At 48.8% G+C, this 320-nt stretch carries 2 tRNA genes and 1 rRNA gene (1 of these 3 cut by a window edge); all 3 read left to right on the top strand.

Annotation, left to right across the window (positions count from 1 at the left end):
• Window positions 1-44 (top strand): 16S ribosomal RNA (locus FAY32_RS14170); its annotated part reaches 608 nt to the left of the window's first position; the annotation flags it as partial.
• An 83-nt stretch (window positions 45-127) separates the two neighbouring features.
• A tRNA-Ile gene (locus FAY32_RS14165) sits at window positions 128-202 on the top strand.
• Window positions 203-224: 22 nt separating this feature from the next.
• Window positions 225-297: transfer RNA gene (locus tag FAY32_RS14160), tRNA-Ala, on the top strand.
• Window positions 298-320 lie beyond the last annotated feature (23 nt).

The raw sequence follows: 320 nt of genomic DNA, 5'->3' as shown, positions 1-320 counted from the left end.
AACAAGGTAGCCGTAGGAGAACCTGCGGCTGGATCACCTCCTTTCTAAGGAATATACGGAGGCTACACATACTTTGTCGAAACAATGGTCAGTTTTGAGAGGCTTACCTCTCTAACTAAATGATTTTGGGCGTATAGCTCAGCTGGTTTAGAGCGCACGCCTGATAAGCGTGAGGTCGATGGTTCGAGTCCATTTATGCCCATTGACCGCAAGGTCATCATTTTGGGGAATTAGCTCAGATGGGAGAGCACCTGCTTTGCAAGCAGGGGGTCAGCGGTTCGATCCCGCTATTCTCCATTGATGCGAAAGCATCAAGGAAT

The sequence above is a fragment of the Levilactobacillus enshiensis genome (assembly GCF_007115095.1).
Classification (GTDB): Bacteria; Bacillota; Bacilli; order Lactobacillales; family Lactobacillaceae; genus Levilactobacillus; species Levilactobacillus enshiensis.
Note: the sequence above shows the minus strand (reverse complement) of the source record. Positions and strands in the feature narration are given on the sequence as shown.